The organism is Streptomyces sp. NRRL B-24085 (genome assembly GCF_001282115.1).
Classification (GTDB): Bacteria; Actinomycetota; Actinomycetes; order Streptomycetales; family Streptomycetaceae; genus Streptomyces.
The window spans coordinates 1-23326 of record NZ_LJBR01000125.1 but is presented as its reverse complement, the minus strand read 5'-3'; the positions used below and the strand labels follow the sequence as shown (position 1 = coordinate 23326).

24 protein-coding genes and 1 pseudogene are annotated in these 23326 nt (G+C 72.1%); 8 read left to right on the top strand and 17 right to left on the bottom strand.

The annotated features are described in order from the left end of the window. Positions 1-135: 135 nt before the first annotated feature. A complete protein-coding gene (locus AOJ26_RS15865; RefSeq protein ID WP_053848927.1) occupies positions 136-612 on the top strand; it encodes a DUF6314 family protein in 477 nt (158 codons plus the stop codon). A gap of 71 nt (positions 613-683) precedes the next feature. Here AOJ26_RS15865 and AOJ26_RS15860 read toward each other — a convergent pair whose 3' ends face one another. Beyond that, entirely contained in the window at positions 684-1283 is a 600-nt protein-coding gene (locus tag AOJ26_RS15860) for a histidine phosphatase family protein (protein WP_053848926.1), read from the bottom strand. A 73-nt stretch (positions 1284-1356) separates the two neighbouring features. After that, on the bottom strand, positions 1357-1797 hold the full coding sequence (locus AOJ26_RS15855) for a GNAT family N-acetyltransferase (protein ID WP_053848925.1): 441 nt from the start codon (positions 1795-1797) through the stop codon (positions 1357-1359). Between the two features lie 63 nt (positions 1798-1860). On the opposite strand from AOJ26_RS15855, the gene AOJ26_RS15850 reads away from it, so the two are divergent. Then, a complete protein-coding gene (locus tag AOJ26_RS15850; RefSeq protein ID WP_143663560.1) occupies positions 1861-2364 on the top strand; it encodes a DUF6461 domain-containing protein in 504 nt (167 codons plus the stop codon). Here the strand turns inward: AOJ26_RS15850 and AOJ26_RS15845 are convergent. Then, positions 2361-3794: a PLP-dependent aminotransferase family protein gene (locus AOJ26_RS15845; RefSeq protein WP_053848923.1), complete on the bottom strand. Its 1434-nt coding sequence runs from the start codon at positions 3792-3794 to the stop codon at positions 2361-2363. The two genes, AOJ26_RS15850 and AOJ26_RS15845, sit on opposite strands and share 4 nt — an antisense overlap. Here AOJ26_RS15845 and AOJ26_RS15840 point away from each other — a divergent pair. Both AOJ26_RS15840 and AOJ26_RS15835 read left to right on the top strand, forming a co-directional pair. After that, a complete protein-coding gene (locus AOJ26_RS15840; protein WP_053848922.1) occupies positions 3793-4704 on the top strand; it encodes a DMT family transporter in 912 nt (303 codons plus the stop codon). The genes AOJ26_RS15845 and AOJ26_RS15840 overlap by 2 nt on opposite strands. A 93-nt stretch (positions 4705-4797) precedes the next feature. Further along, positions 4798-4998 carry a DUF1918 domain-containing protein gene (locus AOJ26_RS15835; RefSeq protein ID WP_053848921.1) on the top strand — a complete coding sequence of 67 codons (201 nt, stop codon included), beginning with the start codon at positions 4798-4800 and terminating at the stop codon, positions 4996-4998. Here the strand turns inward: AOJ26_RS15835 and AOJ26_RS15830 are convergent. Continuing rightward, a complete protein-coding gene (locus tag AOJ26_RS15830) occupies positions 4967-6229 on the bottom strand; it encodes a glycoside hydrolase family 10 protein (RefSeq protein WP_053848920.1) in 1263 nt (420 codons plus the stop codon). The genes AOJ26_RS15835 and AOJ26_RS15830 overlap by 32 nt on opposite strands. A gap of 157 nt (positions 6230-6386) precedes the next feature. Between AOJ26_RS15830 and AOJ26_RS15825 the strand changes: the two genes are divergently transcribed. Together AOJ26_RS15825 and AOJ26_RS15820 are read left to right on the top strand one after the other, a co-directional pair. After that, complete coding sequence (locus AOJ26_RS15825) at positions 6387-7286, top strand: 3-hydroxybutyryl-CoA dehydrogenase (RefSeq protein ID WP_306300075.1); 900 nt, start codon at positions 6387-6389, stop codon at positions 7284-7286. Between the two features lie 209 nt (positions 7287-7495). Next, entirely contained in the window at positions 7496-7753 is a 258-nt protein-coding gene (locus AOJ26_RS15820; RefSeq protein WP_053848919.1) for a hypothetical protein, read from the top strand. Between the two features lie 39 nt (positions 7754-7792). Here AOJ26_RS15820 and AOJ26_RS15815 read toward each other — a convergent pair whose 3' ends face one another. The 10 genes and pseudogenes from AOJ26_RS15815 to infC form a co-directional block, all read right to left on the bottom strand. Beyond that, positions 7793-8332, bottom strand: coding sequence for an NUDIX hydrolase (locus AOJ26_RS15815; protein WP_053848918.1), 540 nt, complete (start codon positions 8330-8332; stop codon positions 7793-7795). A 75-nt stretch (positions 8333-8407) separates the two neighbouring features. Beyond that, positions 8408-9748 (bottom strand): hypothetical protein, encoded by a 1341-nt coding sequence (locus tag AOJ26_RS15810; protein ID WP_053848917.1) that lies wholly within the window; start codon positions 9746-9748, stop codon positions 8408-8410. A gap of 204 nt (positions 9749-9952) precedes the next feature. Next, positions 9953-10945, bottom strand: a complete 993-nt coding sequence (locus tag AOJ26_RS15805) for a PP2C family protein-serine/threonine phosphatase (protein WP_234358562.1) — start codon at positions 10943-10945, stop codon at positions 9953-9955. Between the two features lie 298 nt (positions 10946-11243). Then, positions 11244-13742, bottom strand: coding sequence for a phenylalanine--tRNA ligase subunit beta (pheT, locus tag AOJ26_RS15800; protein ID WP_053848915.1), 2499 nt, complete (start codon positions 13740-13742; stop codon positions 11244-11246). After that, positions 13742-14863 (bottom strand): phenylalanine--tRNA ligase subunit alpha, encoded by a 1122-nt coding sequence (pheS, locus tag AOJ26_RS15795; protein ID WP_053848914.1) that lies wholly within the window; start codon positions 14861-14863, stop codon positions 13742-13744. Before pheS ends, pheT begins: the two co-directional genes overlap by 1 nt. A gap of 139 nt (positions 14864-15002) precedes the next feature. After that, a complete protein-coding gene (locus AOJ26_RS15790) occupies positions 15003-16121 on the bottom strand; it encodes a sensor histidine kinase (protein ID WP_053848913.1) in 1119 nt (372 codons plus the stop codon). Between the two features lie 49 nt (positions 16122-16170). Further along, the gene (locus AOJ26_RS15785) at positions 16171-17016 is read right to left on the bottom strand and encodes a TrmH family RNA methyltransferase (RefSeq protein ID WP_053848912.1); all 846 of its coding nucleotides are present in this window, start codon (positions 17014-17016) and stop codon (positions 16171-16173) included. A 92-nt stretch (positions 17017-17108) separates the two neighbouring features. Further along, complete coding sequence (rplT, locus tag AOJ26_RS15780) at positions 17109-17492, bottom strand: 50S ribosomal protein L20 (RefSeq protein WP_007380809.1); 384 nt, start codon at positions 17490-17492, stop codon at positions 17109-17111. 97 nt (positions 17493-17589) lie between these two features. Then, a complete protein-coding gene (rpmI, locus tag AOJ26_RS15775; protein ID WP_003977225.1) occupies positions 17590-17784 on the bottom strand; it encodes a 50S ribosomal protein L35 in 195 nt (64 codons plus the stop codon). Positions 17785-17893: 109 nt separating this feature from the next. Continuing rightward, positions 17894-18590 (bottom strand): annotated as a pseudogene (gene infC / locus AOJ26_RS15770) (translation initiation factor IF-3). 344 nt (positions 18591-18934) lie between these two features. Between infC and AOJ26_RS15765 the strand changes: the two are divergent. Further along, positions 18935-19309 carry a DUF1844 domain-containing protein gene (locus AOJ26_RS15765; RefSeq protein WP_053848910.1) on the top strand — a complete coding sequence of 125 codons (375 nt, stop codon included), beginning with the start codon at positions 18935-18937 and terminating at the stop codon, positions 19307-19309. A gap of 1 nt (position 19310) precedes the next feature. Here the strand turns inward: AOJ26_RS15765 and AOJ26_RS15760 are convergent, their stop codons facing one another. Next, complete coding sequence (locus AOJ26_RS15760) at positions 19311-20042, bottom strand: SseB family protein (RefSeq protein ID WP_053848960.1); 732 nt, start codon at positions 20040-20042, stop codon at positions 19311-19313. 150 nt (positions 20043-20192) lie between these two features. Here AOJ26_RS15760 and AOJ26_RS15755 point away from each other — a divergent pair, with 150 nt between their 5' ends. Then, complete coding sequence (locus AOJ26_RS15755; protein WP_053848909.1) at positions 20193-21197, top strand: serine hydrolase; 1005 nt, start codon at positions 20193-20195, stop codon at positions 21195-21197. Between the two features lie 14 nt (positions 21198-21211). Here AOJ26_RS15755 and mycP read toward each other — a convergent pair whose 3' ends face one another. Both mycP and AOJ26_RS15745 read right to left on the bottom strand, forming a co-directional pair. Further along, positions 21212-22396 carry a type VII secretion-associated serine protease mycosin gene (gene mycP / locus AOJ26_RS15750; RefSeq protein ID WP_053848908.1) on the bottom strand — a complete coding sequence of 395 codons (1185 nt, stop codon included), beginning with the start codon at positions 22394-22396 and terminating at the stop codon, positions 21212-21214. Beyond that, entirely contained in the window at positions 22393-23196 is an 804-nt protein-coding gene (locus tag AOJ26_RS15745) for a hypothetical protein (protein WP_053848959.1), read from the bottom strand. The genes mycP and AOJ26_RS15745 overlap by 4 nt, the downstream gene beginning before the upstream one ends. Between the last annotated feature and the right edge of the window lie 130 nt (positions 23197-23326).

Sequence of the window (23326 nt, the reverse complement as noted above, 5' to 3'; positions counted from 1 at the left end):
CTCCGCGGCTCTCTCTGTCGACGGTGACGTTCGAAATACCAAACGGTGATCAGCACTTCGAACGGCAAGATAGGGAGGGTGATCCGGAGCGTCAACGGGTCGCGCGGTTTCGAAAGTGTCGGAAGGCAGGGGCTGATGGGCGGGTTCTGGCCAGTGGCGGATGCGCTGGAGTACCTGGCGGGGAGCTGGCGGACCGAGCGAACCGTGCGGGATCTGGCGAGCGGGGACGAGGGGCGGTTCTCCGGTACGACTGCTTTCGGCCGGCTGGAGGGCGGCGGACTGCTGTCCCGGGAAACGGGCACCTTCGTCTGGCACGGCGTCCCCCGCCCCGCCGAGCGCACACTCCGGTTCCTCCCCGGCAGGACTCGCGGCACGGCGGACGTGCGCTTCGCCGACGGACGCCCCTTCCACGTGCTGGACCTCGGCTCCGGCCACCATGTCGCCGACCACCCCTGCGCGGCGGACCTCTACCGGGGCGAGTTCACGGTCCTGGACGCGGACCACTGGCGCACGGTGTGGCGGGTCGGCGGTCCGGCGAAGGACCTGGTCCTGACGACGGAGTACACCCGCCGGACGGAGGACGGCCGGGGAGCGGGACGGACCGGCCACTGAGAGGACGGGACGGCGCCCCGTGCCCGCGGAGCTACCTCCTGGTCCACGCCGGCACCCGGCGCCCCGCGGAGCTACCCCCTGGTCCGCGCCGGCTGCGTCGGGACGCCCTCGAAGCGGAGGCTCCAACGCCCGGATCTGCCGGTCACCGTCGTCGCCGACAGGGGGCGCACGTCGATGTTCCAGTAGGTGGAGGGCGGTGCCTTCAGGGCGTACACCAGCGCGGCGCGGATCACGGAGGGTTCCGCGACGGCGACGACACGGCCGCCGTCCTCGACGGGCCGGGTCTCGAGCCAGTCGCCGACGCGGGTGATGAAGTCGATCAGTGACTCCCCGCCGTGCGGGGTCGCCCGTGGGTCGGCGAGCCAGGCGTCCACGGATTCCGGCTCGCGGGCCATCGCCTCGCCCAGGGTCAGCCCCCGCCAACGGCCCATGTCGCAGTCGCGCAGGCCGAGCTGGACGAGGGGTGCGTAGCCGAGGGCGTCGCCGGTGGCACGGCTGCGGGGCGCGGGCGAGCAGTACCGCAGCTCGGCCGCCGCGAGCGGCAGCAGGTCGTGTGCCACGGCCAGCACCTCGTCCCAGCCGACTTGGTCGAGCGGACGGTCGTCCTCGAACCGCTCGGCGAGCAGCGAGGAACTGCGCGCGGCGGCGACGAACGTGACCCGAAGTTGCATGCGGCGATCGTGAGCCGCGAGAGTGCGCAGGTCAAGAGGCGTTACCGGGGAGTTACCGAGGGTGCCTCGGGACTCACTGCCCGAAGGCCAGCGCCATCCACTGGTCCGGCTCGGCGAGCGGCGCGAACCCGAGCCTGGCGTACACGTCGTGGGCGTCGTGGGTGGCGAGCAGAACGCGCTTGAGACCGTGGGGGCGCAGGTGCTCGCGCACGGCCCCCACCAGCGCCGTACCGATGCCCCGGCCTCGCACCGACCGGTCGACGTACACATCGCACAGCCAGGCGAACGTGGCCAGATCGGTGATCACTCGGGCATACGCCACCTGGTCGCCCGATTCCGCCGCGTACACCCCGAAGTTGAGCGATCCGGCGATCGCCCGGTCCTGCTTCTCCCTCGGCCGCCCGATCGCCCAGTACGCGTCCGTCGACAGCCAGTGGTGCACCCGCCCGGCGTCGATGCGGTCGGGGTCGGTGGAGATCTCGTAGCCCTGGGCGAGGGGCGGGGTGTCGGTCATGCCGGGAGGTTTCCAGGCCACGAACACCGGCGTCGAACGGTTTTCCCCCCGAGGACGTTGTCAGTGCCGGGTGCGATGGGGCACGGGCGGATCGTCGGGGTGGACGGGCTGAGCGGGCCGGCGTACGAACTCTCCGGGCCCTCCCGGATGTTCGTCGGGGCCGCGGCCGTGGATGGCTGGACGCTGACGGTGGAGTTCAACGGCTGCCTCGGCGTCACCGACCAGGTCATGCTGCTCCTCTCCCGCGGCCGCCGGATCGTCTCGCACTTCCTTGATGTCAACGCCGTGGACCGCTTCTGCTGGTACGAGGACGGTGATCTGCGCCTGGACTTCCAGCCCCTGTTCGCCGAGGAGCGGTACGGCAGCCGCCCCGACGAACTCCTCGCCGAGATGCGGGAGTCGGGCTTCGACCTCGCCGAGCGCGACGAGGACGGCGACCACGACGCCTACTACGCGGCCCTGACCGGCGCCTCCTTCGCCCTCGCCCACCGCCTGACCGGCATCCGGCTGACACCGGAGCTGTTCGCCACCGCCGAGTTCCGGTGCGGGACGCTGCCGCGCGGCTAGAGCACCTCCTCGCAAGCCGCACGGAGCCGCCGTACGCCCTCCTGGATCTCCTGCGGTCCCGCCACCGCCGCGAAGCTCAACCGCAGGTGTCCCGCGGGGGGTTCCGCGCTGAAGTACGGGCGGCCGGGGGTGATCGCGACGCCCGCGCGGAGGGCCGCCGCGGTCAGGGCGGCCTCGTCCGTACCGTCGGGCAGGCGGAGCCAGAGGTGGTAGCCGCCGGAGGGGATGTGCGGGAGGGCGAGTTCGGGCAGGCCGAGGCGCAGGGCGGTGGTCATGGTGTCCCGGCGGGTCCGCAACTCGGCCGAGATCGTGCGCAGATGACGGGGCCAGGCCGGCGAGCCGACCAGTTCCAGGGCGGCCTCCTGGAGGGGCCGGGGGACGAAGAAGGTGTCGACGACCTGGATCGCGCGCAGGCGCTCCAGCACCGGCCCGCGCGCGGCGAGCGCGCTCACCCGGAAGCTCGGCGAGGTCGCTTTGGTCAGCGAGCTCACATGGACGACGACACCGTCGGGGTCGTCGGCGGCCAGCGGACGCGGCAGCGGGCCCGCGTCCTCGTGCACGAGCCGTCGAACGAAGTCGTCCTCGACGACGAACGCACCGGCCTCGCGGGCGATCCGCAGCACCTCGCCCCGGCGTTCGGGGGCCAGCACCGCGCCGGTCGGGTTCTGGAACAGCGGCTGGCAGACGAACACCCGGGCGCCGGGCGCCCGGAACGCGTCGGCGAGCAGGGCGGGCCGCACCCCGTCCGCGTCGACAGGGACCGGGACGGGGCGCAGGCCCGCCGAGCGCGCGATCGCCAGCATGCCGGGGTAGGTGGGCGACTCGACGAGCACGGGTGCGCCGGGCGGGGCGAGCGCGCGCAGCGCGGTCGTGAGCGCCGACTGGCCGCCCGCGGTGATCAGCACCTCCGCGGCGGTGACCGCGCCGCCGATGTTCCGCGCGAACCACTCGCGCAGTTCCGGCAGCCCCTCCGTCGGCGGTCGCCCCCACGCCCCGGGGCGGCGGCCGGCGCGGGCCAGGGCCGCGGACATCGCCCGCTCCGGCTGGAGGGCGGGGTGCAGATAGCCGCCGTTGAACTCGACCACCCCGGGCGGCGGGGCGGCCAGCGAGACCAGGACCCCGGACGCGTCCACCGAGCGCGGTACGAGGTCGGCGGCGCCGTCCGCGCTCAGCGCGACCTCCTGCCAGGAGGTGTCCCCGGCCGCGGCGGCGGCGGTGCGGCTCTGCGCGCGGAAGGCGCCGGCGCCGGGGCGGGTCACCACCAGGCCCTCCGCGGCCAACTGGGCGAGGGCACGGGAGACGGTCACCGGACTGACCCGGAAGCGGTCGACGAGGACCCGACTCGACGGGAGCTTTCCACCGGGAGAGTAGCGGTCCAGCTCCTGCCGCAGACGTTCCGCCAGTTCCGTGACGCTGCTACGCTCTTGCATGAGAGTACAGAGTAGCGCTACCGCACCGACAGGGATAGCGGTTCCCGCCCCCGCCAGGACCTTCGGCACCGTGCAGGCCGCCCTGGGGGTCGCCGCGTTCTCCCTCACCTTCCCCGCCACCGCGTGGGGCCTGGAGGGCTTCGGGCCCTGGTCCCTGGTCGCCGTGCGCAGCGTCCTCGCGGCGATCGTCGCCGGCGGGTGCCTGCTGGTGCTGCGCGTGCCGATGCCGGGCCGTCGCGACTGGCCGGGGCTCGCTGTCGTCGCCGCCGGGGTCGTCGTCGGCTTCCCGCTGCTCACCACGCTCGCCCTCCAGACGTCGACCACCGCGCACGCCGCGGTCGTGGTGGGCCTGCTCCCCCTGACGACGGCGCTGCTGTCGGCCCTGCGCATGGGCACCCGCCCCTCACGCACCTTCTGGACGGCGGCCCTCGCCGGCGCGGCCGCCGTGGTCGCGTTCACCGTGCAGCAGAGCGGCGGCGCCCTGACCACGGCCGACCTGTACCTCTTCGCCGCCCTGCTGGTGTGCGCGGCCGGCTATACCGAGGGCGGCCGGCTGGCCCGGCTCATGCCCGGCTGGCAGGTCATCGGCTGGGCGCTGGTGCTGTGCCTGCCGCTCAGCGTGCCCGGGGCGGCGCTCGCGCTGTCGTACGAGCCGGCGCACCTCACCGCGCACAGTGTCGCCGGGCTGCTGTGGGTGGCCGCGGGCTCGCAGTTCGTCGGCCTGGTCGTCTGGTACCGGGGGATGGCGGCCATCGGGATCCCCAAGGCCAGCCAGTTGCAGTTGGCCCAGCCCCTGCTCACACTGGTGTGGTCGGTGCTGCTGCTCGGCGAGCACCTGACGGTGGCCGCCCCGCTGACGGCCGCGGCGGTGCTCGTGTGCATCGCCGTCACCCAGCGGGCGCGGGGCTGACCGGCGTGCACGCGCCGGTCCGGCGAGGCCCCCGCGCCGTAGAATCGGGGCCACGGACCGCTGCTCCCGCACGTGGTGAGGAGGCCCCAGACGATGCGTGCAACCGTGGGCGACCAGCTTGTCCAGCACGGCAGGGTGGTCGGACAGCAGGACAAGGTCGGCGAGATCGTCGAGGTGATGGGCCAGGAGGGCAACCCCCCGTACCGCGTCCGCTTCGAGGACGGGCACGAGGGCGTGTGCTCACCCGGCCCCGACACCGAGATCAGGCACCGGTTCCAGCAGACGGGCCGGTGATCCGGCGCGGGGGCGCCGCCGGTTCCCGGTAGTGGTCGGCGACCACCCGCGCCATCGCCCCGATCCGGTCCGAGCCGACCTCTTTCGCGGCGAAGAAGACGTGCCCGCGTGCCTGTGCGTGGTCGCGGGCCAGTGTGAGGTGCCGGGACAGCTCGGCGGGGTCCTGCCAGGCCGCGGGCTGCGCCGGGTCCCCGGCCTTGTAGAGCGCCTCGCCGAGGTACAGCCTGGTCCTGCTCCCCCGCGCCTGCTGCGCCCACCAGGCCAGGAGTTCGGCGTAGTCGGCCGCCGCGAAGCCGATGTTCCAGTAGAGCTGCGGCACGAGGTAGTCGATCCAGCCCTCGCGCAGCCACTTGCGGGTGTCCGCGAAGTTGTCGTCGTACGACTGCACGCCCGCGCGTGTGTCCGAACCGAGCGGGTCGGTGGCCGCGTTGCGCCACACCCCGAAGGGGCTGATGCCGAACTGTGCGATGGGCCGGATCCGCTTGATGCGGGCCGCGGTCTCCAGGACCAGCGTGTCGATGTTGTCCCGCCGCCAGTCGGCCCGGTTGGCGAAGGCGCCGCCGTACGTGTCGTAGGCCGCGTCGTCGTCGAAGGTCTGGCCGGCCACCGGGTACGGGTAGAAGTAGTCGTCGAAGTGGACCGCGTCCACCGGGTACCGGTGCACGGCGTCGAGGATCGCGTCCTCGACGAAGGTGCGGACCTCGGGCAGTCCGGGGTTGTAGTAGAGCTTCCCGCCGTACGGCACCACCCAGTCCGGGTGTTCGCGGGCGGGGTGGGAGGCGGCCAGCCGGGTGGGGTCCGCGTGGTTGGCGACGCGGTACGGGTTGAACCAGGCGTGCAGTTGCAGTCCCCGTCGGTGTGCCTCGGTGACGGCGGTGCCGAGCGGGTCCCAGCCCGGGTCCCCGCCCTGCGTCCCGGTGAGGTACTGCGACCAGGGCTCGTACGGCGAGGGCCACAGGGCGTCGGCGGTGGGCCGCACCTGGAACATCACCGCGTTCAGGCGGTCCGCCGCCGCCCGGTCGAGGTGGGCGATCAGCTCCGCGCGCTGCTGTGCGGCGCTCAGCCCCGGCTTCGAGGGCCAGTCCCGGTTGGACACGGTGGCGAGCCACACGCCCCGCATCTCGGTCGCCGCCCGCCGCCTCGGACGGCCCGGTGCGGCGGCCGCTCCCGAGGCCGTCGTCAGGGTGGACAGCGCGGCCAGCGCGAAGGCCCGGCGCGACAGACGTCCCATGTGCACACTCCCCCTACACCACGGATCCGCTCGGTCACGGATCGTCTCCGCGCCCCAGAATGCACGAACGAGGACGGCCCCAGACGATCGATCATCGATACTTGGGAGTAACGTGCTCGAACGGAGCAGGATCCGGCCACCGCCGGACTGCCACCAGGTGAAGACCAGCGAAAGGGACGAAGTGACGGACTTCCCGGCGGGAGACATCGCGCGCGTCGGAGTGGTGGGCTGCGGCCAGATGGGGGCGGGCATCGCCGAGGTGTGCGCCCGCGCCGGTCTGGACGTGAAGGTCGCCGAGACCACCGGCGAGGCCCTGGAGATCGGCCGCACCCGGCTGTTCAACTCCCTCACCAAGGCCGCCGAACGCGGCAAGATCACGGAGGACGAGCTGGCGGCCACCCAGGCCCGGCTCTCCTTCACCACCGACCTCGGCGAGTTCGCGGACCGCGACCTCGTCATCGAGGCCGTCGTGGAGAACGAGCAGGTGAAGACGGAGATCTTCCAGGTCCTCGACCAGGTGGTGACCCGCCCGGACGCGATCCTGGCCTCCAACACCTCCTCGATCCCGCTGGTGAAGCTGGCGGTCGCCACCTCGCGGCCCGACCAGGTCGTCGGCATCCACTTCTTCAACCCGGCCCCGGTGCAGAAGCTCGTCGAGCTGATCCCGGCGCTCACCACCTCCGAGGGCACCCTGGCCCGCGCCCAGCAGTTCGCCGAGAAGCTGCTCGGCAAGCACGCGATCCGCGCCCAGGACCGCTCCGGCTTCGTGGTCAACGCGCTGCTGATCCCGTATCTCCTGTCCGCGATCCGGATGTTCGAGTCGGGCATCGCGAGCCGCGAGGACATCGACAACGGCATGGAGCTCGGCTGCGCCCACCCGATGGGCCCGCTGAAGCTGTCCGACCTGATCGGCCTGGACACCGTCGCCTCGGTCGCCTTCAGCATGTACGAGGAGTACAAGGAGCCGCTGTACGCCGCTCCCCCGCTGCTCCAGCGCATGGTCGACGCGGGCCGGCTGGGCCGCAAGACCGGCTCGGGGTTCTACACCTACGGCTGACCGCACCCTGTCCGTTCCAGGGTGCTGATTACACAGTGCGACGAACGCGGGCCCGGCACTCCTCGGAGCGCCGGGCCCGTGTCATTCACACACCGTGTGCGCGCCGGGCCCGCATATGCCTGTCGCACACTCTCCCCACGCGCCCACCAGGCGAGTTGACTCTTCATGCGCATGCAAGGGATGTGACGACTACGGAAAGGAGCGGACCCGTGACCGCCGACCCGGAGCATCCCGTGGTCCATGGAGAACTCGCAGAGTTACGGCGCCGCCTCGATGTCGCGTACGCACGCGTCGAGGGAGGCCTCGCTCTGCTCCATCACCGTACGGAGGAGACGGACAAGGAGATCGACGATCTGAGCGCACGGATCATCGCCCTGGAGCACGCCCGTTGGCCGCTTCCCGCGGTAGCGGCGATCACCGCCGTGGGCGCGCTCGTCGTGGCGATCTGGCAGGCCTTCGGTCACTGAGGCCTCGGGGCACCCGGGCGGGGGGGATCAGGGCAGGCCCTAGGTGTCCTGACCGAGCCTCAGATGATGCAACAGGAGTAACGCGGCCGCCATGTTGGCGGCCGGGACCTCCCCACGGGCGACCATGTCGGGAACGAGTTTCAGGGGGACCCATTCCCGGCGGTCGGACTCGAAGTCGTCCACGGGGTGCCCGATGTACTCGCCCGCGTCGGCCCAGTAGATGTGGTGCCGGGCGTCGGTGAGGCCGTTGGAGGGCTCCACGCTCATCAGGTGCTGGAGCGGCCCCGGCCGCCAGCCGGTCTCTTCCTCGAGTTCCCTGGCGGCCGCGACGGCGATGTCCTCGCCGTCCTCGACCACACCCGCGGCGAGTTCCCAGCCCCAGCTGTCGGTGATGAAGCGGTGGCGCCACAGCAGCAGGACCTCGTTGGCCTCGTTCACCACCGTGGCGACGGCGACGGGCCTCAGCCGTATCAGGAAGTGGTCGAGATGCCGGCCGTCCGGCAGTTCGACATCGGCGAGATTGACGCTGAACCAGCGGTTTTCATACACAGTTTGTTCGTTCTGTTTCGTCCACTGCACGGTTCTGCCACCTTCCGTCGAGTAAGTGGCAATATCGCAGCAGGGACTGTGGGGTGTCGGCGTCCGCGTGCCGGTCTACAGGGGCACGCGCAGTGCGCCGTCGATCAGTTCGGCTGCCTCGGACGTGCCCGCGCAGCCGCTGCGGACCAGGTGTTCGCGCACCGCTCTGAGTCTGTCGCGCAGGCGCTGTGACTCCATTCCCCGCGCCTGTTCCGCCATCTGCACGGCGGTGGCCACCGCCTTGTCGGCGTTGCCCTGGCGCAGCTCGATCGTGCTGAGCATGGCGAGCCGGTGCACCCGGCCGCGGTCGTGGGCCGGGTTGTCGACGGCGGCCGCCGCGTGCGCGGCCGCCGCCGCGAGTTCGCCGAGACTGAGGAGCGCCTCCGCCACCTGGACGTTGACGAGGCCCGGCTGGACATAGCCGGTCTCGTCGGGCTCGTACCCGCGCCGGATGCGTTCGGCGGCCTGCTCGGCCCGCCGGATGCAGGACAGCGCGGTCGTGCCGTCGCCGAGGTGGGCGTACGCCTTGGCCTGCATCGCGTAGAGGTCGCAGGCGAGCGCCGGGGTGATGTGCTTGCCGGCGGCCCTGAGCGCGGCCTCGGCGAAGGCGACGGCCTGGCGGTGCTCCCGCATGAACAGGGACTGGTTGACGAGAAGCGCGATCACATACGCGCCGAGTCCTCTGTCCCCGCTGGCCTTGGCGAGTCTGAGGGCCTGGTGGAAGTAGCGCTGGGCGAGGCCGTGGGCGTCGGAGTCGTAGGCGCAGATACCGGCGACGGCGACCAGTCCTCCGGTGGCCCGGTGCAGTTGGCGGCCGGTCTCGTCGGTGTAGCTGCCGCGCAGCAGCGGGGCCGCCTCGGCGTTGAGGAAGCCGACGATCCGCGTCCGGGTCGCGATGCCGCCCGCCTTCCGGTACATCTGCTCGTAGTGGGTGCGGGCCGCGCGGAGCATCTCGATGTCGGCGGGGGTGACCCGGTGCCGGCCGCCGCGGGAGACGTCGACGTCCTCGGGCGGGTTCTCCCACTCCCACACCGGCATGACCGCGGGTGTCCCGGTGACCGCGGGGGCGCCCAGGATGTGCGGGCGCTGCTGTTCGTCGGAGCGCCACAGGGCGGTGGCCCGCTCGACGAAGCCGGACAGCGAGGTGCCGTGCGGGGCGGAGGGCTCGCCGGGCACGCCGAGGCCGATGTCGTCGAGGGTGACGGGGCGTTGGAGGCGTCCCGCGAGCACCTCGCAGATCAGGTCGGGCACCTGGCCGCGCGGGCGCTGGCCCTTCAGCCACCGCGCCACGGCGGTGTGTTCGTACCTGAGCGCGAGGCCGCGTGCCCTGCCGGCCTGGTTCACGTGTGCGGCAAGCCCCGCGTGCGAGATCCCGGCTTCGTCGAGGATCGCGTCGAGCAGAGTGTTGGGCTGCATATATGCCCCCCGGGTGGCTCGGTGCCGTCAGATTAGTGGGTCCGGCTTCACACGGGGTGTGATCGGAGTGCTCGAATCCGCAGCGTGCGCGCACTGTTGCGGAGAGTTCCCGGCCGGTTGACTGAAATGCCTCGCAAGAGGCCGGCCGGGCCGCCGGCTCCCCCTCGTACAGTGCGGTGGCCTGGCCGTGGGCTGGACCGGGGTTCAGGTGAGGTGCGTTGTCGGCTGCGGGCAGGTGGTGGCTGGTCGCGCAGTTCCCCGCGCCCCTGAACCCAGCCCGTGTCGGCGTGTGTTCTGGAGAACCAGTAAGGCGACGTCGTCGGTGGGTGTCGGCCCCGTGTGGTTCAGGAGTGCGGTGAGGACCGCGCCCAGGACGGTCTGAGGTGTGCCGTGCACAGCCTCGCGAAGCACCGTCGGCAGCGAGAAGAACCGGCCATGAGCGTCCCGCGCGTCCTCGGCACCGTCCGTGTACAGGACCAGGCTTTCTCCCGGCAGGAGATGACCGCACCCCGGCCCCGACAGGTCGGCGGGCAGCGGGAACGGGCCCAGCGGTGGCATCGGGTCCGCGCAGGACAACGGCTCGACCACTGAGCCACTGAGCAGATACGGCCACGGGTGACCGCAGTTGAGGGCGCTCAGCTCGCCGTCCGGACCGACCTCCAGCAGCAGTACGGTGACGAACTCCTCGGCGGCCGTGCCGTCCCGTTCGGCGCGCTCCCGCAGGTGCCGGGCGAGGGCGCGGTCGAGTCGGCGCAGCACTCCCCCGAGGTCGGGCTCGTCGTGGACGGCCTCGCGGAAGCTGCCGAGTACCGCGGCGGCCGTACCGATGGCGGCCAGGCCGTGACCGCGGACATCGCCCATGACGACCCGCACCCCGTGGCCCGTGGCGACGGCCTCGTACAGGTCGCCGCCGATGGTGGCGCCCCGGTCCGCGGACATCTGGGCCGCGGCCACGGCGAGCCCGTCGATGCGCGGGGGCAACGGCCGCAGCAGCACGCTCTGAGCGGTGCCCGCGACCTGACGGGCCTGCCGGAGCTCCCGCAGCAGGGCACGCCGGACATGGAGGATCAGCCCGGTGCCCACCGCGAAGAACACGGCACTGGTGACGGCCCGCGCGCCCAGGCCGTGCTGCTGGGCGAGCGGACAGGTCAGTTTGTACGTGACCGCGACGGCACCCCACAGGGTGGGGAGCCCCATCGAGAGCACTCGGCGCAGCGATCCCGTCCGGGGAACCGCTGCCTTGAAGCACATCATGCCGATGGCCCCCCAACTAGGCCCTGCACACGCGATCGGACCGGCCTGGAAAGGCCGGTCCGATTCTGTCGAGCACATGGCCCAGATGGGCCAGATCGCCGGGAGAACTCACCCTATCGAGTGAGGTGACCGGATATGGGGGGTGCTGGGGCGCAGCCCCACACCCCCCAGGGGCGCGGGGAACCGCGCGACAAGCCACCATGGAGCCGCAGCCGCCAGACGCCCGAAGCCCCCACGGCGACTAGGCCCTCAGCACTGCCCCGGTCCGCTCCCCGGCAAGGGCAACCGCCGCGTCCCGAGCCGCAGAAGCCTCATCCACGGTCAGAGTCCGGTCCCCGGCCCGGAACCGCAGCGCATACGCCAGCGACTTCTTCCCGTCGCCGAGCTGCTCCTCGTTCTCGTACACGTCGAACAGCCGGATGCCCTCCAGGAGTTCACCCGCGCCCGCACGCAGCGCGGCCTCGACCTCGGCGTGCGGCACGAACTTGTCGACGACCAGGGCGACGTCCTGCGTGGCGACCGGGAACGTGGAGATGGCGGGCGCCTGCGGGGTGTCGTCGCCGGCCGCCTCCAGGACGTCCAGGTCCAGCTCCATCGCACAGGTCCGCGCCGGCAGCCCGAACGCCTTCACGACCCGCGGGTGCAGCTCACCCGCGTGCCCCACCACGGTGTCCCCGACGACGAGCTCGGCGCACCGCCCCGGGTGCCACGGCCCGTACTGGCCACCGCGGACGGTCAGCTCGACCCCCGCCTCCCGTGCGACCAGACGACCGGCCTCGACCGCGTCGGCCCAGTCGGCCGGACGGCCCTTGCCCCACCAGCCGGCCTGTTCCCGGGCACCGGCGAGCACCACGGCCACGTGCCGCGGCTGCTCGGGCAGCGCGGCGTCCAGCTCGGCGATCTCCTCGTCGGTCGGCCGCCGGTCCACCGGCAGCACCGCGGCGATCTTCTGCTCCTCGCGCGGCAGGAAGACCAGGCCGGTCTCGAACAGCGCCAGGTCGTGCGAGCCCCGTCCGTCGTTGCGCCGCAGCGCGCCGAACAGGCCCGGCAGCAGCGACGTACGGAGTGCGGGCTCCTCGTCGTTGAGCGGATTGGTGAGCTTCACGACCCGGCGCTTCGGGTCGTCCGCGTCCAGCAGCAGCTGGTCGAAGACCTGCTCACCGACGAAGGGGTAGTTCGGCGCCTCGACGTACCCGGCACCGGCCAGCACCCGTCCGGCCCGGCGGTGCAGCCGCTGGCGGTGGGTCAGGCCGCGCCCTGCGGGCGGCTTGGGCAGCGTGGAGGGCAGGTTCTCGTAGCCCTCCAGCCGGATGACCTCTTCGGCCAGGTCGTTGATCTCCTGGAGGTCGGGACGCCAGGACGGCACGGTGACGATCAGCTCGTCCTGCCCGTACACGTCGCAGCCGACCTCCTGGAGACGCCGTACGACGGTCTCGCGGCCGTAGGTGACACCCGCGACCTTGTCGGGGTGGTCCGCCGGGACGCTGATGGTGTGCGGGGCCGACGGGGCGACGACCTCGGTGACACCTGCCTCGGCGGTGCCGCCCGCGAGCAGCACCAGCAGGTCGACCGTGCGCTGCGCGGCAGCGGCGGCGGCCTGCGGGTCGACACCGCGCTCGAAGCGCCGGGACGCCTCGGAGGACAGCTTGTGGCGGCGGGCCGTACGCGCGATGGAGACGGCGTCGAAGTGGGCCGCCTCGATGACCACGTCGGTGGTGCCTTCACCCTCGGTGTGGTCGGCGATCTCGGTGTTGGCGCCGCCCATGACGCCGGCGAGGCCGATGGGGCCGCGCTCGTCCGTGATGACCAGGTCCTCGGTGTGCAGCTTGCGCGTCACGCCGTCGAGGGTCTCGATCTGCTCGCCCTCCTCGGCCCGGCGCACACCGATGGTGCCCTGGACCAGCGAGCGGTCGTAGGCGTGCAGGGGCTGGCCGAGCTCCGTCATCACGTAGTTGGTGACGTCGACGGCGAGCGAGATGGGGCGCATGCCGACCTTCTGGAGCCGGCGCTGGAGCCAGATCGGCGAGCGGGCCTCGGGGCTCAGACCGGTGACGGTGCGCGCGGTGAAGCGGTCGCAGCCGAACGGGTCCGAGACCTGCACCGGGTAGCCGTAGGCGTTCGGGCCCGGCACGTCGAGCAGGGCGGGGTCGCGCAGCGGCAGGCCGTAGGCGATGGCGGCCTCGCGGGCCACACCGCGAATGGACAGGCAGTCGCCGCGGTTGGCGGTGACGGCGATGTCGAGGACCTCGTCGACCAGCTCCAGGAGCTCGATGGCGTTCTTGCCGACCTCGGTCTCCGGCGGCAGCACGATGATGCCCTTGGTGCCGTCGTCGCCCATCCCCAGCTCGTCGCTGGAGCAGATCATGCCGTGGGACGTCCTGCCGTACGTCTTGCGGGCGGAGATGGAGAAGCCGCCGGGCAGCGTGGCGCCCGGGAGGACCACGACGACCTTGTCGCCGACGGCGAAGTTCCGGGCGCCGCAGACGATCTCCTGGGGCTCGCCGGTGCCGTTGGCCTGGCCGACGTCGACCGTGCAGAAGCGGATGGGCTTCTTGAAGCCCTCCAGCTCCTCGATGGTCAGCACCTGGCCGACGACCAGGGGGCCCTTGAGGTCGGCGCCGAGGTGCTCGACGGACTCGACCTCCAGACCGGCCGAAATGAGCTTGGCCTGGACGTCACGGCCGGTTTCGGTCGCCGGCAGGTCGACGTACTCCCGCAGCCAAGAAAGCGGGACCCGCATCAGATCTCCATCCCGAACGGCCGGGTGAACCGGACGTCACCCTCGACCATGTCTCGCATGTCCTCGACGTTGTGGCGGAACATCAGCATCCGCTCGATGCCGAACCCGAAGGCGAAGCCGCTGTACTTCTGCGGGTCGACGCCACAGGCGGTCAGCACCTTGGGGTTGACCATCCCGCAGCCGCCCAGCTCGATCCAGCCCTCGGAGGAGCAGGTGCGGCAGGGGCGGTCGGGGTTGCCGACGGACTCGCCGCGGCAGACGTAGCACACCATGTCCATCTCGGCGGACGGCTCGGTGAAGGGGAAGAAGTTCGGGCGCAGCCGGGTCTTCATGCCCTCGCCGAACAGGGCCTGGACCATGTGGTCCATGGTGCCCTTGAGGTCGGCCATGGTGAGGCCCTCGTCGACGGCCAGCAGCTCGACCTGGCGGAAGACCGGGGTGTGCGTGGCGTCCAGCTCGTCGGTGCGGTAGACGACCCCGGGGCAGATCACGTACACGGGCAGGTCGCGCGAGAGCAGCGAACGGATCTGCACGGGCGAGGTGTGGGTGCGCAGCACGACTCCGGACTCGGTGCCGCCCTGGGGGCCCTCGACGAAGAAGGTGTCCTGCTCACCGCGGGCCGGGTGGTCCGGGCCGATGTTGAGCGCGTCGAAGTTGAACCACTCGGCCTCGACCTGCGGCCCCTCGGCGACCTCGTAGCCCATGGCCACGAAGACGTCCTCGATGCGCTCGGAGAGCGTGGTGAGCGGGTGGCGGGCGCCGGCCGGTACGCGGTCGTACGGCAGGGTGACGTCCACGGCCTCCTCGACCAGCACCCGCTGGTCGCGCTCCTCCTCCAGTTCGGCCTGCCGGCCGGCGAGGGCCTTGTTCACCGCGCCCCGGGCCTGGCCGACGAGCTTGCCGGCGGCGGCCTTGGCGTGCGGGGGCAGGGCGCCGATCTCGCGGTTGGCGAGGGCCAGCGGGGAGGTGCCCCCGGTGTGGGCGACCTTGGCCTCCTGGAGCGCTTCGAGGGAGTCCGCGGCGGCGAAGGCGGCGAGCGCCTCCTCCCGCATGCGCTCGATCTCTTCCGGTTTCAGGGCCTCGACCTCTACAGGGTCGTACGACTTGTTCGGTGCCGACATCTCTTCCCGTGCTTCCGATTGGCTGGCTGAAGGTCCCCGTCACCGACTCACTCAGAGGTCAGAGGGCCGTCCATGGGACACATGGGTGCCAAAGGCCGAGTCTAACGGGGTGGGGATGTACGGATGCGCCCGCGGGCACTCAGCTCAGATAGGCCGGAGCGCTCACGGGCAACGTAAATCGGAACTCGGCGCCGCCCTGGGGGCCGCGGCCGACCGTGATGGTGCCGCCGTGGGCCTCGACGATGCCCTTGACGATGTAGAGCCCGAGGCCGGTGCCACCGCGCTTGCTGCCCCGCCAGAAGCGGGTGAAGACGCGGTTCATGGACTCCTCCGGGATGCCGGGACCCTCGTCGCTCACCGTGACCGACGTGCCGGTGTCCTCCCCCTCGCGGGGGGACGCCGTGGGCGTGATGTCAATGGTGACGGTTCCCTCGCCGTGCCGCACCGCATTTTCGAGCAGGTTGCTGAGCACCTGGTCGATCTTGTCGGGGTCGGCCCAGAGCGCCGGGAGCGGCTGTTCGAGCCGGAGCAGGAAGCGGTCGGCGGCGAGTCCCGCGGCGACGTAGGCCTGGATGTGGCGGCCGACGGCGGCGCCGATGTCGACGGGCTGGCGCCTGACCTCAAGTCGCCCGGAGTCGATGCGCGAGATGTCCAGCAGTTCGGCGATGAGCCGGGTGACCCGGTCGGCGTCCGCGTCGACGGTCTCCAGCATCAGCCGCTTCTGGTCGTCAGTGAACCTCTCCCACTTGGCGAGGAGGGTCGCGGTGAAGCCCTTGACGGAGGTCAGCGGGGAGCGCAGCTCGTGGGCCACGGTGGCGATCAGCTCGGCGTGGCTGCGCTCGGTGCGGCGGCGGGCCTCGGTGTCCCGGAGGGTCACCACGACCCGGTGGACGGGGCCCGTCGGCTCGGTGCGCACGTACTGGGCGGCGACCAGCACCTCACGGCCGCCGGGCAGCAGCAGGTTCCGCTCGGGCTGTCGCCTGCGGATCGCGAGCCCGCCGTACGGGTCGGTCACCTGCCACCAGCGCCGCCCCTCCAGGTCCTCTAACGGCAGGGCCTTCTCCAGCCGCTGGCCGAGGGCGTCCCCGGCGGGCAGGGCGGTGATCCGGGCCGCGGCGGCGTTGAAGCAGATCACACGGCCCTGCTCGTCCGCGACGACGAGGCCGTCGGGCAGCTCGTCGGGATCGATGCCGAGCTCGGCGAGACCACCGGCACAGGCCTCGGACGCGCCCCGCGCGCTCCTCGTGCCGACACTCATCCCCGCACCCCACCTCTCAGGCGTCTGAGGGGCCCCCGAGCTGGTCACCCTACTGGTTCTCGGTGACGGAGCGGCACCCTCCGCGGGCGCGCTGTGCACGGGCCGACGCATAGAGACATACGGCGGCCGCAGTGGCGAGGTTCAGGCTCTCGGCCTTCCCGTGGATCGGGACGCGCACCACGGCGTCCGCGAGTGCGCGGGTCTCCTCCGGGAGCCCCCAGGCCTCGTTGCCGAACACCCAGGCGGTCGGGCCGCCCATGGTGCCCTGGTCGAGCTCGTCGTCGAGGTCGTCGGTCCCGGCCCCGTCGGCGGCGAGGATGCGCACCCCGGCCCGCCTGAGCCCCTCGACGGCCTCCTCCACGGGCACGCCGACGGCGACGGGCAGGTGGAACAGGGAGCCCACGGAGGCCCGTACGGCCTTGGGGTTGTAGAGGTCGACGGAGGCGTCGGTCAGTACGACGGCCTCGGCACCGGCGGCGTCGGCGCAGCGCAGGACGGTGCCGGCGTTGCCCGGGTCGCGCACGTTCGCGAGCACGGCGACGAGCTTGGGGCGGGCGGCGAGGATCTCCTCGAAGGGGGTGTCGAGGAACCGGCAGATCCCGACGAGTCCCTGCGGGGTCACGGTCGTCGAGATGTCGGCGATGACGTCCTCGGAGGCGAGGTGCACCCGGGCCCCCACGGCCCGGGCCTCGCCGATGATGTCGGCGTAGCGTTCCGCCACCTCGACGGTGGCGAACAGCTCCGTCAGCCCGTGCCCGGCGGCCTCCCGCACGGCCTGCGGCCCCTCGGCCAGGAACAGCCGCTCCTTGCCCCGGAAGTTCCGCTTGGCGAGCCGCCTGGCGGCGGAGACGCGAGGGGAACGGGGGGAGATCAGCTCGGGGGTGGCGGAGGGCATGTCGCTCACTTTCGATAACTACACAACAGGACCCGCAAGCCCGAAAGCCTGCGGGTCCCTCATGTCACGTCGGCTCGTGGCCTACGACAGCGTCACGCGGCCTTGGGGGCGTTGACGTCCGCCGGCAGGGCCTTCTGCGCGACCTCGACCAGCGCGGCGAACGCGGTCGCGTCGTTGACGGCCAGCTCGGCCAGGATCTTGCGGTCGACCTCGATGTTCGCGGCCTTCAGACCCTGGATGAAGCGGTTGTACGTGATGCCGTTGGCGCGGGCAGCGGCGTTGATGCGCTGGATCCACAGCTGGCGGAAGTCACCCTTGCGCTTCTTGCGGTCGTTGTAGTTGTAGACCAGCGAGTGGGTGACCTGCTCCTTGGCCTTGCGGTACAGGCGCGAACGCTGACCGCGGTAGCCGGAGGCCGCCTCGAGGATCGCCCGGCGCTTCTTGTGGGCGTTGACTGCCCGCTTGACGCGTGCCACTTGTTAACTCCTTGTAGCGGGGCCGTGGTTGGACTCACACGACCCGGTATCGATTGGGTCCCGGTCTAGAGGTGCTTCAGGCGCTGGGCGCCCGGCCTCACTTGCCGAGAAGCTTCTTGATCTTCGCGGCGTCGCCCGGGGCCATCTCGGCGTTGCCGGTGAGGCGACGCGTCACGCGGGACGACTTGTGCTCGAGCAGGTGGCGCTTGCCGGCACGCTCGCGGAGCACCTTGCCGGAGCCGGTGATCTTGAAGCGCTTGCTGGCACCGCTGTGCGACTTGTTCTTCGGCATAGCGCCGTTCTCTCCTCGTCGGTGGCGCTCCGGTGCCCGGTCCTGGAACCGGGCACTGTGAGCGTCGCTCTTGTATCGGTTGTGTCCTGGGGACGCGAGTCCCCGGGGGTCACGCCTCGGCGGAAGCCTCTGCCGGGGCCTCGGTCTCGGCTCCGGCCGCGTCCTCGACGTGGTCGGACTCCGCGGCGTTCTGCGACTTGCCAGGGTTGGCCTTCGCGTCTGCCTTGCGGGCTTCCTGCGCCTGGCGGGCCTCGGCCATCGCCTCGGTCTTCTTCTTGTGCGGACCGAGAACCATGATCATGTTCCGGCCGTCCTGCTTCGGGTTCGACTCCACGAACCCGAGGTCGGCCACGTCCTCCGCGAGCCGCTGGAGCAGTCGGTAGCCCAGCTCGGGCCGGGACTGCTCGCGACCACGGAACATGATCGTGATCTTGACCTTGTCGCCCTGCTTGAGGAACCGGACGACGTGACCCTTCTTGGTGTCATAGTCGTGCGGGTCGATCTTCGGCCGGAGCTTCATCTCCTTGATGACCGTGTGCGCCTGGTTCTTGCGCGCCTCACGGGCCTTCATGGCCGACTCGTACTTGAACTTCCCGTAGTCCATGAGCTTGCACACGGGCGGACGGGCGTTCGCCGCGACCTCGACCAGGTCCAGGTCGTACTCCTGCGCAAGCTCCAGTGCCTTGGCCAGCGGGACGATGCCCACCTGCTCGCCACTGGGACCGACAAGTCGCACCTCGGGAACGCGAATCCGGTCGTTGATGCGGGGCTCGGCGCTGATGGATCCTCCTCGGTTAGCACCACACGGCGGTCTGGCGGACAGCCGCGTATGTCTTTTTCGTAGACCTAACCGCGCCGAAGCACAAAAAATGCCCCGGACGATCACAGACGGGGCTCCAAACACTGCCGGAGCACCGCCGCGATGCCGCGGGGCGCGCTTTCGGGCGACTCCATCGTCCGTACGGAACGATGGTGACCGCCTGACCGGGGTGACCCGCCGTCCCAGGGGGCGGTCGGGTGGGAGATCGGAGCCTCCACTTGTGGGCCGGTCACACTTTCACACATGCGTGTCCGGCCGGTCGTCACACAAGGTTAGCAGCATCCAGGGGGTGGTGCGAACCGGCGTGCACCGGGCCCTATCGTGTGGGGCATGAGTGACACCCCTCCCCCGTCCGCCGGCTCCCCCGGCTCCCCCGACTTCGACGAGATGACCCGCGACATCGCCGAGGTCCCGGCCGTCGAGGTGATCGTGACGGTCGCCGTCAATCTGATGAGCGCCGCCGCCGTGAAGCTCGGTCTGACCGAGGAGGGCGACAAGTACAAGGACCTGGACGAGGCCCGCAAGCTGATCCACGCCCTCGCCGGTCTGCTGGACGGCAGCGCGACGGAGATCAGCTCCTTCCACGCGGCCCCGCTCCGGGACGGCCTGAAGTCCCTCCAGCTCGCCTTCCGCGAGGCCTCCCTGGTCCCGGACGAGCCGGGCCAGGGCCCCGGTGAGAAGTACACCGGGCCGGTCTACGGCTAGCTCATCCCCGTACATACAAGGGCTCGCCCGGAGGCGTGGCCCCGGCCGGCAGCAGTGCCAGGTCGAGGCCGCGCACCAGGCGGGCCCGCAGTGTCTCGTCGGCGGCGAGGCGCTCGGCGACGGCCCGCGCGGCCTCAGCGGGCGCGGCGGACGGCTCCAGCACGAGGGCCAGGGTGCCGTCGGCCTGCCCCGGCCCGAGGTGGGCGCGGAGCACGGCGGGCTCGGCGGCCACGGCGTCCCGTACGGCCCCGATCACGGCCGGGTCGGCCAGCGGGTCGGCGTCCACGCGGCCCTCGGCGAGCGCGAGCAGCGCGGGACCGGTCAGCTCGAAGGGCACCGGACCCGCCAGATCCAGTACGACGGTGTCGGCCTTCTCGTGCGCGGCGGCCTGGAGCGCCTGGTGCAGGGGTACGGCGACGGGGCGGGCCTCGGGGTCCCAGCGGGCCAGCGAGTCGGTGGAGGTGAAGGCCGGCAGGGCGGTCCGGGATCCGGCCTTCAGCGTCGGTACGGCCATGTCGCTGGTCTTCTCGCGGCGCAGTCCGTTCTCGTCCTCCTCGACCTCGCCGAGCACGGCGACCACGGGGACGAGCAGCCGGGCGTCCTTGAGGGCCTCCAGGACGGGGCCCACGGCGGCGCGGTCCTCGGCCCAGGCCGCGAGCGCCGCGCTCAGCCGGGGATCGGCGGAGCCGTCATCATCGGAGAAACCGGGGTCGGGAATGTTCTTGTTCGCCACGGTCACCGACCCTATAGGGGGCTTGCTGCTGCGGTTGTGCGGGCCCGGAAACGGGCCCGTGACGGCTTTCACGGGTTTCTCAGCGTTCGTTGACACACTTCTGACGTCCGTCTAACGGCCCGCACAGTCGGCGGCCCGAGCATCGGCGCCATGGAGTCCTCCAGAGCCGTCCGCCGCCGCGCCCGCAGATCCCGTCGACGGCCTGTGCTGCACACCGCGCTCGCCGTCGTCGCCGTCGTGGGCGCCACGGCCGGCGGGACCGTGTACGTGAAGGCGCGGGCGCACTCCCCGGTGGGCGCCGTATCGTCAGCGGCGACGCCGTCGCTCTCGCCCTCGTCGGCGACCACGACCCAGGAGGCTGCCGTGGCGGAACCGGTGGTGGATCCCGACGAACTGCTGGCCGACGCCATGAAGGCGGTGGACGTGACGGGCGAGCAGAGGGTCTCGGTGGCGGTGCTCGACCTGGAGTCGGGCGACAGCGCGGTCCACGGCGACGGCGTCTTCGACACGGCGAGCATCGTGAAGGTCGACATCCTGGCGGCGCTGCTGCTCCGGCACCAGGAGGCGGGAACGTCTCTGAGCGCGCGGGAGAAGGCGTACGCCACGACGATGATCGAGAACAGTGACAACACCGCGGCGTCCGCGCTGTGGGACGTCATCGGGCGGGCCGCGGGGCTCGACGCCGCCAACGAGCGGTTCGGGCTGACCGGCACCGAGGGCGGCGACGGGGCGCTGTGGGGGCTGACCCGGACCACGGCCGCCGACCAACTCGCCCTGCTCCAGCAGGTGTTCGGGGAGGGCTCGGAGCTGAGCGAGACCTCTCGGTCGTACGTCCAAGGGCTGATGGGGCAGATCGAGGCCGATCAGCGCTGGGGCGTGTCGGCGGCGGCCGACGGGTCCGGGTGGGCGCTGAAGAACGGGTGGCTGCCACGCAGCACGACCGGGCTGTGGGACGTCAACAGCATCGGGCGGGTGACGGTGGCCGGGCGCGACTGCCTGGTGGCCGTGCTGTCCGACGGCAACTCCACGCAGGCGAAGGGGATTTCGCTGGTGGAGGCGGCGGCGAGGGCGGCGGTGTCGGTGTTCGCGGGTGAGGAGCCCACCGGTGGGGCCACGTCCGCCTCCGCGACCAGCGCGGCCGCGGTGGCCGACTGAGCTGCGTTCCCGCCTCAGAAACCCTCGTGGGACCGCCGGGGACCGCGACGGCCCCGCCACAGGACCACCGCGACGACCAGCAGGGCGACGCCGAAGCCGCCCGCCAGCGGGGCCGCCCAACTGGCCGTGTCGTCACCCGAGTCGGCGGTGTCGGGGCCGGAGCCGAAGTACTTCTCGCCGTAGGAGGCCGGTTGCAGGCCCTCCGGCTTGAGGCGGGCCGCCGCCTTGAGCGCGGCCGCCGGGTCGACGAAGCCGAAGCCCCGGGAGTCGTCGCGGCCGCCGGCGGGGGCGTTGCGGGCCGTGTCCTCCAGGAGGCGCTTGATCTGCGCGGGCGTCAGCTCGGGGTGGGCTGCCTTGACGAGGGCGGCCGCGCCCGACACGAACGCGGAGGCCGCGCTGGTCCCCCACCCCTCGTAGTACTTGTGGTCGGGGTCGGCGATGACCACGTCGTCACCGGGTGCGGCGACCGTGGCGTACCAGCGGCGGGTGGAGAAGGAGGCGCGGGTGCCGAACTTGTCCACGGCGGTGGCGGCGATGACGCCCGGGTAGGCGGCCGGGTAGGAGATGTGGTCGCCCTTCTCCCCGCCGTTGCCCGCCGAGGCGACCACGACGGCGCCCTTCTTGAGCGCGTACTGCACGGCGTCGTCCTCACCGGCCTCGGGGTGCGCGGAGGCCGAGTCGTCGCCGAGGGAGAGGTTGATGACGTCGGCGCCGTGGTCGGCGGCCCAGCGGATGCCCTCGGCGAGGGCGTTGCCCCGGGTGTTGCGGGCCTTGGCGCGGGCCGGGTCGCCGTCCTCCAGGATCACCCGGACGGGGAGGATCTTGGCCTCGGGTGCGATGCCCATGACCCCGTCGCCGTTGCCGACGCCGTGTCCGTGACCGGCGATGATGCCGGCCATGGCGGTGCCGTGCCGGGCCCAGGAGCGGTCGCCGCGGGTGGCGCCGAAGCCGATCATGTCCTTGCCGGTGAGGACGTTGCCGACGAGGTCGGGGTGGTCGTTCTCCACACCGGTGTCCAGGACGGCGACGGTGACGCCGGCGCCCTTGGTGGTCTGCCAGGCCTGCTGGGTGTGCATGGCGTCCAGCGCCCACTGCTTGGCGCGGATGCCGTCGGCGTGGGCGGCGGTGGGCGGGACGAGGGCGACGGAGGCGGCGAGGAGGACGCCCAGGAACCCTGCCCTGCGGGTGGTGACGCTCATGAGGGCTGCTCCGGGGGCGAGGAGACGGTCTTGCGCAGGGCGCGTTCGACACGGTCGGCCAGGCCCTGGGCCTCGTTGCCCAGGCCGGCCTGGGCGGCGGGGGTGGTGTCGCCGGACTGCATGGCCTTCTCGGCGGGCTCCGGGCTGTCGACCGTCCGGCCGTCCGCCCAGCCGGAGACGGCGTAGGCGACGACCGGGGCGTCGGTGAGGACGGAGATCGTCCAGGAGGCCCGCTGCCGGGCGCCGAACCCCGCCGCGAGGGTGTCCTTCGCGGCGTACGGGAGGGGCATCAGGTCGGTGCGGGTGTCGAGTCCCTCCCGGGTGAAGCGGGTGTCCAGGTCGCGCATGGCGGTGGCGTCGGCGTCGGTGAAGAGCAGGCCGACGGTGGTGACATAGCTCTGGGTGGCGTCCGTGTAGGTGGCCCGCAGGAGGCGTTCGCAGCCGACGGGGGCGAGGGCCTTGCGCAGCAGGGGGTCGAAGGCGTCCTGGCAGCCGCTGTCGGGGGCGACGGCGATCCGTGTCCAGGTGCGGTCGGCTCCGCCGGGCCCGGCGCCCTGGCCGTCCACGGTCGGCGGGAACAGCCGGTCGACGGGCACGCTGTGCCACAGTTCGCCGGCCTGGGCGAAGGTGTCGCCGCCGGCCTCGTCCCCGGAGTCCCCGATCAGCCAACTCCCGGTCACGGCACCGCCGATGAGCCCCAGCCCGAGGACGACACACGCGGCCACGGCGGCGATCCGGGGCGGGATCCGCACCGCCCACGACCGCTCCCTGTACCCGACCTCGGGCTCCCCGAACGACACGACGGGCCGCCCGCCGCCGGGAGTTGTGGTGTGCGGGGGCACGGCGGCGCTCCACGAGAGCGCGGGGTCGGGTGTGAGAGGGGCGGCGGCCGTCCGTGGGGGCGTACGCGGTCCCGGCCCTCCGTGCCCC

Excerpts from the sequence above, each read along its gene's own strand:
- AOJ26_RS15765 (WP_053848910.1), top strand. The coding sequence starts at position 18,935 with ATGAGTGACACCCCTCCCCCGTCCGCCGGCTCCCCCGGCTCCCCCGAC.
- AOJ26_RS15790 (WP_053848913.1), bottom strand. The coding sequence starts at position 16,121 with ATGAGTGTCGGCACGAGGAGCGCGCGGGGCGCGTCCGAGGCCTGTGCC.
- pheS (WP_053848914.1), bottom strand. The coding sequence starts at position 14,863 with ATGTCGGCACCGAACAAGTCGTACGACCCTGTAGAGGTCGAGGCCCTG.
- AOJ26_RS15860 (WP_053848926.1), bottom strand. The coding sequence starts at position 1,283 with ATGCAACTTCGGGTCACGTTCGTCGCCGCCGCGCGCAGTTCCTCGCTG.
- AOJ26_RS15755 (WP_053848909.1), top strand. The coding sequence starts at position 20,193 with ATGGAGTCCTCCAGAGCCGTCCGCCGCCGCGCCCGCAGATCCCGTCGA.
- AOJ26_RS15785 (WP_053848912.1), bottom strand. The coding sequence starts at position 17,016 with ATGCCCTCCGCCACCCCCGAGCTGATCTCCCCCCGTTCCCCTCGCGTC.
- rpmI (WP_003977225.1), bottom strand. The coding sequence starts at position 17,784 with ATGCCGAAGAACAAGTCGCACAGCGGTGCCAGCAAGCGCTTCAAGATC.
- pheT (WP_053848915.1), bottom strand. The coding sequence starts at position 13,742 with ATGCGGGTCCCGCTTTCTTGGCTGCGGGAGTACGTCGACCTGCCGGCG.
- AOJ26_RS15805 (WP_234358562.1), bottom strand. The coding sequence starts at position 10,945 with ATGGGGCTCCCCACCCTGTGGGGTGCCGTCGCGGTCACGTACAAACTG.
- AOJ26_RS15830 (WP_053848920.1), bottom strand. The coding sequence starts at position 6,229 with ATGGGACGTCTGTCGCGCCGGGCCTTCGCGCTGGCCGCGCTGTCCACC.
- AOJ26_RS15845 (WP_053848923.1), bottom strand. The coding sequence starts at position 3,794 with ATGCAAGAGCGTAGCAGCGTCACGGAACTGGCGGAACGTCTGCGGCAG.
- AOJ26_RS15810 (WP_053848917.1), bottom strand. The coding sequence starts at position 9,748 with ATGCAGCCCAACACTCTGCTCGACGCGATCCTCGACGAAGCCGGGATC.
- AOJ26_RS15865 (WP_053848927.1), top strand. The coding sequence starts at position 136 with ATGGGCGGGTTCTGGCCAGTGGCGGATGCGCTGGAGTACCTGGCGGGG.
- mycP (WP_053848908.1), bottom strand. The coding sequence starts at position 22,396 with ATGAGCGTCACCACCCGCAGGGCAGGGTTCCTGGGCGTCCTCCTCGCC.
- AOJ26_RS15835 (WP_053848921.1), top strand. The coding sequence starts at position 4,798 with ATGCGTGCAACCGTGGGCGACCAGCTTGTCCAGCACGGCAGGGTGGTC.
- AOJ26_RS15840 (WP_053848922.1), top strand. The coding sequence starts at position 3,793 with ATGAGAGTACAGAGTAGCGCTACCGCACCGACAGGGATAGCGGTTCCC.
- AOJ26_RS15855 (WP_053848925.1), bottom strand. The coding sequence starts at position 1,797 with ATGACCGACACCCCGCCCCTCGCCCAGGGCTACGAGATCTCCACCGAC.